The sequence below is a fragment of the Pedobacter sp. AW31-3R genome (assembly GCF_052180285.1).
Lineage (GTDB): Bacteria > Bacteroidota > Bacteroidia > Sphingobacteriales > Sphingobacteriaceae > Pedobacter.
On the sequence record NZ_CP197475.1, the window covers coordinates 5,289,417 to 5,301,431 of the forward strand.

The 12,015-nt window shown below is 41.6% G+C and carries 10 protein-coding genes; 8 read left to right on the forward strand and 2 right to left on the reverse strand.

All coding sequences use genetic code 11. The annotated features are described in order from the left end of the window. Positions 1-9: 9 nt before the first annotated feature. From ilvC to ACSBL2_RS21800, 8 genes are all read left to right on the forward strand, one after another. The gene (gene ilvC, locus ACSBL2_RS21765) at positions 10-1,491 is read left to right on the forward strand and encodes a ketol-acid reductoisomerase (protein WP_442588666.1); all 1,482 of its coding nucleotides are present in this window, start codon (positions 10-12) and stop codon (positions 1,489-1,491) included. Between the two features lie 59 nt (positions 1,492-1,550). After that, complete coding sequence (leuC, locus tag ACSBL2_RS21770; protein ID WP_442588667.1) at positions 1,551-2,957, forward strand: 3-isopropylmalate dehydratase large subunit; 1,407 nt, start codon at positions 1,551-1,553, stop codon at positions 2,955-2,957. 220 nt (positions 2,958-3,177) lie between these two features. Next, entirely contained in the window at positions 3,178-3,762 is a 585-nt protein-coding gene (leuD, locus tag ACSBL2_RS21775) for a 3-isopropylmalate dehydratase small subunit (protein ID WP_442588668.1), read from the forward strand. Further along, complete coding sequence (locus tag ACSBL2_RS21780) at positions 3,762-5,225, forward strand: ATP-binding cassette domain-containing protein (protein WP_442588669.1); 1,464 nt, start codon at positions 3,762-3,764, stop codon at positions 5,223-5,225. Before leuD ends, ACSBL2_RS21780 begins: the two co-directional genes overlap by 1 nt. A gap of 176 nt (positions 5,226-5,401) precedes the next feature. Further along, entirely contained in the window at positions 5,402-6,496 is a 1,095-nt protein-coding gene (leuB, locus tag ACSBL2_RS21785; protein ID WP_442588670.1) for a 3-isopropylmalate dehydrogenase, read from the forward strand. A gap of 12 nt (positions 6,497-6,508) precedes the next feature. Then, positions 6,509-8,017 carry a 2-isopropylmalate synthase gene (locus ACSBL2_RS21790; RefSeq protein ID WP_442588671.1) on the forward strand — a complete coding sequence of 503 codons (1,509 nt, stop codon included), beginning with the start codon at positions 6,509-6,511 and terminating at the stop codon, positions 8,015-8,017. A gap of 2 nt (positions 8,018-8,019) precedes the next feature. Next, complete coding sequence (gene ilvA, locus ACSBL2_RS21795; RefSeq protein WP_442588672.1) at positions 8,020-9,270, forward strand: threonine ammonia-lyase IlvA; 1,251 nt, start codon at positions 8,020-8,022, stop codon at positions 9,268-9,270. Between the two features lie 261 nt (positions 9,271-9,531). Further along, a complete protein-coding gene (locus tag ACSBL2_RS21800; RefSeq protein WP_442588673.1) occupies positions 9,532-9,945 on the forward strand; it encodes a hypothetical protein in 414 nt (137 codons plus the stop codon). 20 nt (positions 9,946-9,965) lie between these two features. On the opposite strand, the gene ACSBL2_RS21805 is transcribed toward ACSBL2_RS21800, so the two are convergent. Together ACSBL2_RS21805 and ACSBL2_RS21810 are read right to left on the reverse strand one after the other, a co-directional pair. Then, on the reverse strand, positions 9,966-10,961 hold the full coding sequence (locus ACSBL2_RS21805) for an ABC transporter ATP-binding protein (protein WP_442588674.1): 996 nt from the start codon (positions 10,959-10,961) through the stop codon (positions 9,966-9,968). Positions 10,962-11,141: 180 nt separating this feature from the next. Then, the gene (locus ACSBL2_RS21810) at positions 11,142-11,951 is read right to left on the reverse strand and encodes an outer membrane beta-barrel protein (protein ID WP_442588675.1); all 810 of its coding nucleotides are present in this window, start codon (positions 11,949-11,951) and stop codon (positions 11,142-11,144) included. Between the last annotated feature and the right edge of the window lie 64 nt (positions 11,952-12,015).

The window sequence follows — 12,015 nt, forward strand, 5'->3', positions numbered from 1 at the left end:
AATAAAACGATGTCAAATTATTTTAACACACTACCTCTTAGAGAAAAACTAAACCAATTAGGTGTCTGCGATTTCATGGACAGTTCTGAATTTCTGGATGGTGTAAATGCATTAAAAGGAAAAAAACTGGTGATCATAGGCTGTGGCGCACAAGGCCTGAACCAGGGTTTAAATTTAAGAGATAGTGGTTTAAATGTTGCGTATACCTTACGTAAAGAAGCTATTGAAGGTAAAAGAGATTCATGGAAAAATGCTACAGACAATAATTTTACTGTAGGTACTTATGAAGAGTTGGTTCCTGAAGCTGATGTAGTGATTAACCTTACACCAGATAAACAACATACTGCTGTAGTTAATGCAGTAATGCCATTAATGAAAAAAGGGGCTACGCTGTTATACTCACATGGCTTTAATATCGTAGAAGAAGGTATGCAGGTACGTAAAGATATTACTGTCATCATGGTTGCGCCTAAATGTCCGGGAAGCGAAGTGAGAGCAGAATATGTAAGAGGCTTTGGTGTACCTACATTAATTGCAGTACACCCTGAGAATGATCCGGAAGGAAAAGGTCTGGTACAGGCAAAAGCTTATTGCGTAGGTACAGGCGGTCACAGGGCAGGAGTTTTAAAATCTTCTTTTGTTGCTGAAGTAAAATCTGACTTAATGGGCGAACAGACTATCCTTTGTGGTTTGTTACAAACAGGTTCTATCCTTTCATTTGATAAAATGGTGGAAAAAGGAATCGATGCAGGTTATGCTTCCAAACTGGTTCAATATGGCGTGGAAGTAATTACTGAAGCCTTGAAACAAGGTGGTATTACGGCAATGATGGACAGACTGAGTAATGTAGCGAAGATCAAAGCTTTTGAAGTTTCAGAAGAATTGAAAACGATCATGCGCCCCTTGTTTCAGAAACATCAGGATGATATCATGAGTGGTGAATTTAGCCGTATCATGATGGAAGACTGGGCAGCAGGTGATAAAAACCTGTTGGCATGGCGTGCTGCAACCGGCGAAACCGCTTTTGAAAAAACACCTGCAGGTGAGGTTAAAATTGGCGAGCAAGAGTATTTTGACCATGCCTTACTGATGGTTGCTTTTGTAAGATCAGGTGTGGAACTGGCATTCGAAACCATGGTAGAGGCAGGAATTAAACCTGAGTCTGCTTATTATGAATCATTGCACGAAACCCCACTGATTGCAAATACCATTGCGCGTAAGAAATTATTTGAAATGAACAGGGTGATCTCTGACACTGCTGAGTATGGTTGCTATTTATTTGATCATGCTTGTAAGCCCCTACTGGCAGATTTCATGACCCGCGTAGATACAGACCTGATTGGTAAAAACTATAATGAAGGTAAAGACGGTTCTGTAGATAACAGGACATTGATCTCAGTAAATGAAGTGATCCGTTCTCATGAAGTAGAACTGATCGGTGCTGAATTGAGAAAAGCAATGACTGCAATGAAATCGATTAAAACAGTATAAAAAACGACAAGAACCTCTCAGGTGAAATAGCCTGGGAGGTTTATAAAAAAACAATAACGATGTCAAAAACATTAGTAGAAAAAATTTGGGATGCACACGTTGTAAAAAGCGAAACAGGATTTCCTGATATTTTATACATTGATACACACTTAATACACGAAGTAACCTCTCCTCAGGCTTTTGACGGCTTACGCAAAAGAGGATTACCTGTTTTCCGTCCGCAACAAACTGTTGCCACTGCCGACCACAATGTTCCTACCATTAATCAGCTTCAGCCGATTAAAGAGGAACTTTCGCGTTATCAGGTGGATATGCTCACCAAAAACTGTGCAGAATTCGGTATCGAACTGTATGGATTGGGTCACCCTTTCCAGGGAATTGTACATGTGATCGGGCCGGAACTCGGTATCACCCTGCCAGGAAAAACAATGGTTTGCGGTGACAGCCATACCTCAACACATGGTGCCTTTGGGGCCATCGCATTCGGTATCGGTACCTCACAGGTAGAACAGGTGTTTGCTACGCAATGTTTGTTGCAGCAGAGACCTAAAACAATGAAAATTGAAGTGAACGGGAAACTTGAAAAAGGTGTTGGTGCTAAAGACATTATTTTATACATCATCTCTAAAATATCTGCTGCCGGCGGTACAGGTTATTTTATTGAATATGCAGGTTCGGCAATTGAGGCTTTAAGTATGGAAGCCAGAATGACAATCTGTAACATGAGTATCGAAATGGGTGCCAGAGGCGGATTAATTGCTCCTGACCAGATCACTTTCGATTATATTAAAGGCAGGGAGTTTGCTCCTGCAGGTGAAGAATGGGATAAATCCCTTGCTTACTGGAAAACATTATACAGCGATGCGGACGCTGCATTTGACAGCGTATTGACTTTCGCTGCTGAAGATATTGCCCCTATGATTACCTATGGAACAAATCCAGGTATGGGTATGGGGATTAAAGAACATATTCCATCAACAACCTCCCAGCCTGATAAGGAACAGTTGTCTTATCAGAAAGCATTGGATTATATGGGTTTTGATGACGATTCTTCATTGATAGGAAAACCTGTGGATTACGTATTTATTGGCAGCTGCACCAATTCCCGTATTGAAGATTTGCGTGAAGTCGCCGAATTCGTAAAAGACAAACAAAAAGCAGAGCATGTAACGGTATGGATTGTTCCAGGGTCAAAACAGGTAGAACAACAAGCCATCAATGAAGGTCTCGATAAAATATTCCAGCAAGCAGGCTTTCAGCTTCGCGAACCGGGATGCAGTGCCTGCCTGGGAATGAATGAAGATAAAATTCCTGCGGGGAAATACTGCGTTTCTACCTCCAACAGGAATTTTGAAGGCAGACAGGGCCCTGATGCAAGAACCCTACTGGTAAGCCCCCTTACTGCCGCTGCTGCTGCTGTAACAGGAAAAATTACCGATGTAAGGGAAATGCTGACTGTCGCTTAGTTGAAGGCAGATCCAGTGACGAATTCAGAACCTATTAAAAGAGAATGAGCTCATGAAAGCTATAAGCAGAGCAATAATAGTGAAAAACCAAGCTTGTGGCCTCCTGAATTCAGGTAAAGAATAAATATTCACTAATGAAACATCAATAAGCCTACTGCTTACAAACAGCAATGAATAGGCACGTGATAGCTTCATCACCTTTAAAAAACAATATATCCTGATGAAAAAGTTCGAGAGATTAACATCGGCAATTGTGCCATTAAATATAGAGAACATTGATACCGACCAGATTATTCCGGCAAGGTTTTTAAAAGCGACAACCCGTGAAGGTTTCGGTGAGAATCTGTTCCGCGACTGGCGTTACAATGGTGATCATACACCTAAACCAGATTTTGTACTCAATGACCCTGCCTACAAGGGTAGAATCCTGGTGGCTGGAAAAAACTTCGGTTGTGGCAGTAGCCGTGAACATGCTGCCTGGGCTATCCAGGATGCTGGATTTGATGCGGTGATCAGCAGTTTCTTTGCTGATATCTTCAAAGGAAATGCATTAAACAATGGTCTTCTTCCTATTCAGGTAAGCGATGAGTTCCTGTCAGCAATTTTCACTGCAGTCAGTAAAGACCATCAGGCAGAACTTGATATTGATTTAGAGCAGCAAACGGTAACGATTGTATCTACCGGCGAAAAGGCAGATTTTGAAATCAATGCCTACAAAAAATCGTGCTTAATCAATGGTTATGATGACATCGACTTCATCTTAAACCAGAAACAATTAATTGAAGAATTCGAACAAGCAAAATAATGTCAAATCCCGTCGTCCATATTACCCATCTGAACCTACAATACCACCACAAACCGGTATTGCAGGATTTGAACTGGATAATCAACCGTCATGAAAACTGGTTATTGCGTGGTATCAGTGGAAGTGGCAAGACATCATTAGCGAAGGCAATTGCCGGGCAGGTCAAGGTTCAGGGCAGTATCGGGATTTCTTTCGATCCCCACAGTACACGACCTGCAGTTGCACACTATGTAGCCAACTGGTATCAGTTTACAGATTTAGAAGGCCAGTCCAATTTCTATTATCAGCAACGTTACAACAAACAGGCCACAGAAACTACCGCCACAGTGAAGGCTGAGCTGGAAGGTTATGCAAAAAAACATCAGCTTCAGTTCTCAGATGCCCAAAAACTCGTTGAGGCACTGGGCTTTTCCGCATTGATCAACTCTACCCTCATCCAGTTGTCCAGCGGTGAACATAAAAAACTGCAATTGGTTAAAGCTTTATGGTTCAGACCACAGCTGCTCATTCTTGACCAACCCTACAACGGATTGGACAAACTTTCCCGTCAGCATTTAAACAGTCTCCTGGAAGACATCACCGAAGGCGGAACCCAACTGATTTTAATCAGCAATGACAGGGAATTACCTTCCTGCCTAAACGCTTTTGCAGAAATCAAAGACGGTAAACTGGAACAAAGTTCTGCAGGAGCCTATATTAACGTACAGGTGGAAGAAACAGGAAAACCATTTCCTGAATTTTTAAATGATTCACCCGTTTCTTCTGCGGAGAGCATCATCAGCATGGTGGATGTCAATATCAGTTATGGTGAAAAACAGGTGCTGAAGAACATCAACTGGGAAGTAAAAGCAGGAGAAAAATGGCTATTGCAGGGACACAATGGTTCAGGAAAATCAACTTTACTGAGCCTGATTACCGGTGATCATCCACAGGCATACGCCAATAACTTCTCTCTTTTTGGCAACAAAAGGGGAAGTGGTGAAAGCATCTGGGACATTAAACAGCGTATCGGATTAATATCGCCGGAATTACATTGGTATTTTGATCCTTCTGCAACCGTACAGGACTGTGTGATCTCAGGTTTCTATGACAGCTCAGGCTTATTTTGTGAACCCGGTTATACTAAGCGGGCTCAGGCAGATGAGCTGATTGACTATTTCGGGCTTTCCGCCTATAAAAACAGGCTGATGAACCAGCTTCCTTTAGGTAAGCAGCGACTGGCCATGCTGGGCAGAACAATTATAAAAAATCCGGAATTACTGATCCTGGATGAACCCTGCCAGGGTTTAGACGAACAGCAGACGCAATATTTTAACAGTCTGGTAGATGAATTGTGTAAAAATGGAACCACTTTGATTTATGTAGGCCATTTTGAATCGCAGTTACCGGATACCATAGAGAAAAGAATTTTACTAGAAAACGGCGAGGTAAAATCCGTCGAGAACAAATTAGCAAGCATTTAGACAATGAAGCGATCATCAGCTTTCCGCTAACAAATAGCAATGAATAAGCTGATGATCATTTCATCGCCTTTAAAAAACAATGATACACTAATGAAACGATCATCAGCTTACCACTAACAAACAGCAATAAATAAGCTTATGATCGCTTCATTACCTTAAAAAATAATTATATTATAATGAAAAAAAATATACTAGTTATACCTGGCGACGGTATCGGACCAGAAGTAACCACCTGGGGAAAAGCAGTACTGACACAAATAGCAGAGAGTTTCAACCATGAGTTTTCTTTTGATGAAGCCCTGATGGGTCATGCGGCCATTGAAGCAACAGGTAATCCACTACCCGATGAAACACTTGAAAAAGCGAAAAAAAGTGATGCAATCCTTTTCGGTGCAGTGGGACATGCAAAATATGACAATGATCCCTCTTTAAAAGTAAGACCTGAGCAAGGTCTCTTAAAAATCCGTAAGGAACTGGGATTGTATGCGAACCTGCGTCCCATCATGCTTTTTGATGAACTGCTGAATGCATCAAGCATTAAAGCTTCTATCCTGAAAGGTACAGATATCCTGTTTTTTCGTGAACTGACCGGGGATGTGTATTTTGGAGATAAAACCAGATCTGAAGATAGACATACTGCATCTGACCTGATGATTTACCACCGTTATGAGGTAGAAAGAATCGCCCACAAAGCTTATGAAGCAGCGATGCAAAGAGGCAGGAAATTATGTTCAGTAGATAAAGCTAACGTATTGGAAAGCTCAAGACTATGGCGGGAAACTGTTCAGGAAATAGCCAAACAATATCCTGAAGTGGAAACTACCCATATGTTCATTGATAATGCAGCCATGCAGCTGATTAAAGATCCGAAACAGTTTGATGTGGTATTGACAGCAAACCTGTTCGGCGATATCCTTACCGATGAAGCTTCACAGATTGCGGGTTCTATGGGCATGCTGGCTTCAGCTTCTGTAGGTGATGGAACCGGATTCTTTGAACCCATCCATGGTTCTGCACATGATATTGCCGGTAAAAATCTGGCTAACCCACTCGCTTCTATACTTTCTGTTGCACTGATGCTCGAGATCAGTTTCGGCCTGAAAGAAGAAGCACAGGTGATCATTGCCGCGGTAGACCAGGTGTTGAAAGAAGGATTCAGAACAGGTGATATCGCTGATGACAGCACCAGTCCGTACAAAGTATTGGGCACCGAAGAGATGGGTAAACTCGTCTTGAAATTTATTACACAAAACACATACACAAAACAATAAACTGCACACTATATGTTACATGACCCGAATAAAGTTTACATATTTGACACCACCTTAAGGGATGGTGAACAGGTACCAGGGTGCCAATTGTCCACCCCGGAAAAGATTGAAATTGCGAAAGCACTGGAAGCACTGGGCGTAGATGTAATTGAAGCGGGGTTTCCTATATCCAGTCCTGGAGATTTCCAAAGTGTGGTTGAACTCTCAAAAGCAGTAAATGACCCTATTATCTGCGCCTTAACAAGGGCCAACAAAGGCGACATTGATGCTGCAGTTGCGGCATTACAATATGCCAAACGCCCGCGTATCCATACCGGTATTGGTTCTTCCGATATGCACATCAAATACAAATTCAACAGTACCCGTGAAGATATCCTTGGACGTGCTGTGGAAGCCGTTAAATATGCAAAGCAATTTGTGGAAGATATTGAATTCTATGCAGAAGATGCCGGTCGTGCAGACAATGAGTTTCTTGCACAGATGATCGAAGCAGTCATTGCCGCAGGAGCAACAGTAGTCAACATTCCCGACACGAATGGTTACTGCCTGCCTGATCAATACGGCTCAAAGATCCTATACCTGAAAGAAAATGTTAAAAACATAGATCAGGCCATCATTTCCGTACATTGCCACAATGACCTTGGATTAGCGACTGCCAACTCACTGGCTGGAGTCATCAATGGCGCACGTCAGATTGAGTGTACCATTAATGGAATTGGGGAACGTGCCGGGAATACGGCCCTTGAAGAAGTGGTGATGGTCTTAAAAACGCACCATGCATTAAACCTTCATACCAACATCAATACCAAACATTTCAGCCAGATCAGCAATATGGTGAGCCGTATGATGCGTATGCCAGTACAGCCCAATAAAGCAATTATTGGTCAGAATGCATTTGCCCATAGCTCTGGTATTCACCAGGATGGTTTCCTTAAACACAGGGAAAACTATGAAATTATCAATCCTGAGGATGTAGGGATCAACTCCTCTGAGATTATCCTTACGGCACGCAGTGGTCGTCATGCCTTAAAACATCACCTGGAAAGATTGGGTTATGAGATTGACAAAATTAACCTGGATCAGGTATATGAGCAATTCCTGTTGGTAGCCGATTCGAAGAAAGAAATCAAAGATGATGACCTTCTGGCTTTAATGAGCGATGGAGAAGAAGACACCTACAAAAACGGATATAAGCTAAACTCATTACAGGTCGTATGTGGTGACCATGTGAATCCTACAGCAACGGTAAAATTGGAGCATGAAGGCGTGGAACATGAAGCACAAGCAGAAGGTAATGGCCCCGTAAATGCAACGATTAAAGCTATTGAGCGCATTATAGGAAAAGATATTCAATTGAAAGAGTTTACTATCCTTGCTATTCATGGGGGCAGTGACGATGTAAGTAAAGTGAATATGAGGGTTTCTTATGAGGACAAGTCATACCTGGGCTATGGCTTCAGCACGGATATCGTGAAAGCTTCTGCCGATGCCTATCTGGATGCATTGAATAAATTTTTATAAACATGAGCGTAGAAAGAGAAATAGAGCTGGATTTTAACTCCGCAGCAGCACGTATAGCCGATACCGTAAAACATACCCAATTGGAGTATAATGAAGGCTTATCGAAGAAATACAATGCAAAAATCTATTTAAAAAGAGAAGATTCACAGGTGGTGCGTTCTTACAAACTGAGGGGTGCTTATAATATGATAAGCACACTTGAGGAAGAACAGATGAAAAGCGGAGTAGTATGTGCCAGTGCGGGAAACCATGCACAAGGGGTGGCTTATTCCTGTAAGAAGCTAAACATTCAGGGGGTGATTTTTATGCCGGAGATTACACCGAGGCAAAAAATCAAACAGACAGAAATGTTTGGCGGCGACAACATCAAAATCGTTTTAGTAGGTGATACTTTTGACGATTGCATGAAAGAAGCGCTGATTTACACTGCTGCACATCATATGGTATTTATTCCTCCTTTCGATAACGCTAAAATTATAGAAGGCCAGGGTACTGTTGGTGTAGAAATTTACCAGGACCTTCCGGAAACTGAAGTGGTGATCATGCCTATTGGTGGTGGCGGACTGGCATCAGGGGTAGGAAGTTATTTCAAAAATATCAATCCTGCCATACAGCTGATCGGTGTGGAACCTGAAGGTGCACCATCAATGAACCAGGCATTAAAAAATGGAAGTCCGGTAACACTGGATTATATTGACCGCTTCGTGGACGGTGCAGCTGTCAAAAGAGTAGGAAACCTCACCTTTGAGTACTGCAGTGAATTACTGGACCAGATGCTCTTGATCCCTGAAGGTAAAATCTGTACAACGATCCTCAAGTTATACAACGAAGATGCGATCGTAGTGGAACCCGCAGGTGCATTGGCAGTAGCTGCTCTTGATCAGTTGAAAGATACGATTGCAGGTAAAAATGTAGTCTGTATTGTTAGTGGCGGCAATAACGACATTGAGCGGATGCAGGAAATTAAAGAGAAATCATTGCTCTTTGAAGGACTCAAACATTATTTCATTGTCCGCTTCCCACAAAGACCAGGAGCACTTAAAGCTTTCGTAAATAACGTTCTCGGTCCTAATGATGACATTACCCGTTTTGAATTCATCAAGAAAACCAATCGGGAAAATGGTCCTGCATTGGTCGGTATTGAACTGCAGGAGAGCAGTGATTATGCTTCACTAAAACAGAGGATGGCAGAATTCAAGTTTGATGTGATTGAACTGAATAATGACCAGACACTTTTTGAATACCTGGTTTAACCAGGAATGACAAAGTTCAACTGTTTTGCCCCAACTAAAACAGGCCTTACCGCTGTAGTTTTCATGACCTGAAAATTATGGCGAAGAAGAATTAAAGATAAATTTGAATACCCTGTTTAAACTGTAGAGGGATGTTTCTTAACCGGACATCCCTCTCCTATTTTTTACAGTAGTGATGGGGATAATCTGATATTTCCTAATTATATTTGTGTAACTATAGATTTGGCAAAAGAATTGCTGATGATTCCTAAACACACAAATATGAAAAAATCAATACTCCTGCTGTTATTTATAGCAACTATCGGACTGGTTTCCTGCGAGAAGGAAGTCTATGTCCCGAATGATACCATCCCCAACCTCACTTTCTTAGACTATGTACAGCCCAATGAGTGGCAATACAATTCCACGACTCAAACTTATTCAGTGAACATACCAGCTTCAGAGATTGATAGGGAAACTTTTGAAAACGATGATGTTTCCTTAATGATATCAAGAGGTGACAATGACACGTATGATAAAATACCTTTTGTTTATGACGGTTTAAGCTGGAGTTATGACATTACCCCAGGAAATGTGACTTTATACATTCAAACTTCCGGAACAAGTGCGGAGATTCCTGCCAGGCCAAATTATACTACACGGGTAAAAGTTGTCATTGTCCGTTCTTCGTTATAAACAGACCTGAATTATACCTACTAAAATTCCAAGAAACGACCAATGTTCGCCTGAACGTGGTCGTTTTTTTTATGCTCTCCCCTGTTTAAATGAATAGCCCTGATGGTTACCCCATTTCTTTCCAGCAGCAGCTCTTCATAAAATCCTTTATAATACACATCCTTCACCTCATAACGTTTGCTGTTCCAGGTATTTTTAAGTTCCACCCATTCCGGATAGAATAATACTTCTTTTCCTTTAGCGGATGTCATCCCTAACTTCAATGCATCTTCCATTGGAAGCACTACTGCATTGCCCAGTAATTGTGCGGTATACACATGCTCCGGATGATTGTAAACGTGAGATGGCTCTCCCTTCTGGATCAGCTGCCCCTCTTTAATTAAAAGCAGCACATCGGCTAAAAACAGCCCGTCTGCCGGATCATGTGAAACCATGATCACCGTTACCCCGGTTTCAGCAGCAATACGTTTAATATCCGCACGCAACTGATTTTTTAATAGCGCGTCCACCTGACTGAAAGGCTCATCCAACAAAAGCAATTGCGTATCGGTCACCATGGCACGGGCAATAGCCACCCTTTGCTGCTCACCACCACTTAATTCGATAATCTTTTTATCGCGCAGATGGTCAATACGCAAATGTTCCATGATCGCTACCGTCTTTTCCTGCTTGGATTTAATATTGGTATTCGAAAGCTGGGAAGCAATATTATCGTACACCTTTGCATAAATATTCAATGAAAAATCCTGGGTAACCATTTTCATCTCTTTGTGTCCCGGAATAAGCTGCTCATCAGGTCCTAATACCCTTTTGCCATTAAAAATAACTTCTCCTGTATCTGTTTTCAATAATCCGAAGATTGATTTCAACAGCGTCGATTTACCACTTCCGCTTTCACCGATAATGGCAACAACTTCTCCTCTTTTGATATCAAAATTGATATCCCTGATCCCTGAAGCCTGCGCTGTCTGGTATTGTTTCGTTAAATTTTTAACACTTATAATATTTTCGTCCACGTCGTAAAGATACGTTTCAACGGGAAAATACCTCAGTATTTCAGCTGAATTTAAATCAGCGTGACATAAAAAACCTCCCAGGGAAGATCCTGAGAGGTTGGGTTACATTTGTGTGTGCAAATATTTTGGAGAGGTAGCGCTCCTTCAGGCGATAAACGACCTTAACGAAGCGTACAAAATCTAATTCAGACCGAAGGTGATACCAAATGACATATTTTTTAATCCTTTCTGTGCAGCGGTATCAAACATGTCATTGAAAGCATATTTAGTGAAAAGTCCTATACCACCATAGCCCAATCTCACTGTACCGCCTAAACGTACCGGCTGGAAGTTATAATCATCCCTGATCTTTTCTTTGCCGCGCTCATCGCTGATTTGTTTCACCTTACCATTCAGCAGGAAGCTCACTTCCGGGCCAAAGATAAAATAGAATCTTTTGCCTTTATCATTCTCTTTGGTCCTCAATTCAAAGTTCAAAGGAATGTGTACATAGCTGCTTGAAAGTCTGTTTTTGCTGAAATCAATTCCTTCGTCAATATAACTCAGCTCACGTGAATTCGGAATAATGGTATAATCATTTTTCAATCTGATCAATGTCCAGTCAAACCCACCGGCAACATATACTTTAAAATTCGGGTTGAAACGGTAGCCGAAGTACAAAACATCAAATGACAGTGTACTTGTTTTTGATCCTTTATAATCCAGGAAATCATTTTCAGGCGACAAAGAGAAACTGCCATTATCAATTAACCTGGAGAATCCGATGTCCAGTCTTGTAAAGGTAATCCCCCCCATAAACCGGCCTTTAGAAGCCGATGCAGTTTTTGTCGTGTCCTTTTTCGATTTTTCATATTTATCACCGAAAGAAAGGTCTACCGAGAATTTTCTTTCTCTGCGGACAATGGTATCCTGGTCTTGTGCCTGTGCAGTGGGAGAGATCATACCGGCAAGTCCGCTTACCAGTAAAGTTGTTAAAATCAGATGTTTCATATTCAGGTTTATTTGTGTGTCTTAATTATCTATTTATGTGTCTTTATTATTTGAGCGTCTTTTC

Coding starts and splice junctions, on each gene's coding strand:
- ACSBL2_RS21800 (WP_442588673.1), top strand. CDS start 9,532: ATGAAAAAATCAATACTCCTGCTGTTATTTATAGCAACTATCGGACTG.
- ilvC (WP_442588666.1), top strand. CDS start 10: ATGTCAAATTATTTTAACACACTACCTCTTAGAGAAAAACTAAACCAA.
- leuB (WP_442588670.1), top strand. CDS start 5,402: ATGAAAAAAAATATACTAGTTATACCTGGCGACGGTATCGGACCAGAA.
- ACSBL2_RS21790 (WP_442588671.1), top strand. CDS start 6,509: ATGTTACATGACCCGAATAAAGTTTACATATTTGACACCACCTTAAGG.
- ACSBL2_RS21780 (WP_442588669.1), top strand. CDS start 3,762: ATGTCAAATCCCGTCGTCCATATTACCCATCTGAACCTACAATACCAC.
- ACSBL2_RS21810 (WP_442588675.1), bottom strand. CDS start 11,951: ATGAAACATCTGATTTTAACAACTTTACTGGTAAGCGGACTTGCCGGT.
- ilvA (WP_442588672.1), top strand. CDS start 8,020: ATGAGCGTAGAAAGAGAAATAGAGCTGGATTTTAACTCCGCAGCAGCA.
- leuD (WP_442588668.1), top strand. CDS start 3,178: ATGAAAAAGTTCGAGAGATTAACATCGGCAATTGTGCCATTAAATATA.
- leuC (WP_442588667.1), top strand. CDS start 1,551: ATGTCAAAAACATTAGTAGAAAAAATTTGGGATGCACACGTTGTAAAA.